Below are 423 nucleotides of genomic sequence, written 5' to 3' on the forward strand. Positions count from 1 at the left end.
GTTCATTTCCCCGGAACAGCTGCACCATCCCCCGGAGGTAGTGGGACACCTCGGGCATGGAATCCGCTGTGGCCAGTGCGTTGGACCGGCGCAGGACGCTGCTCTCGGTCCAGTCCTGCGCGGCAGCTGCGGAATTCTGGGCCAGCAGGCGCACCGCCCTGCCCAGCTTGCAGCCCATTTCATTCATGGAAACATTCTCTTCTCCCTGCTGATGCAGGGCGTAGAGAGTCAGGGCAAGGTAGACCGCCCACTCGGCTTCCGATGGTTCCCGGCACTCTCCTGCCGCCGTTTCCCTGCCCCAGAGCTCTTTGGGCAGTTCCTGCAGGAAGCTGCCCCACAGCGCCGGCAGGTCGCCGGGCTGATGCCCAAACCTCAGCGGCGTGCCCGGCTGGCAGAGCTGCGCCGGGGCGTTGGGCATCAGCC

1 protein-coding gene is annotated in these 423 nt (G+C 66.2%); it reads right to left on the reverse strand.

Annotated features, from left to right (window positions below; all coding sequences use genetic code 11):
* On the reverse strand, positions 1-423 hold a 423-nt coding region (gene casB / locus P0G09_RS15770), incomplete at both ends, for a type I-E CRISPR-associated protein Cse2/CasB (protein WP_342760542.1).

This window comes from Faecalibacterium sp. DFI.5.82, from assembly GCF_029076575.1.
Lineage (GTDB): Bacteria > Bacillota > Clostridia > Oscillospirales > Ruminococcaceae > Faecalibacterium > Faecalibacterium duncaniae.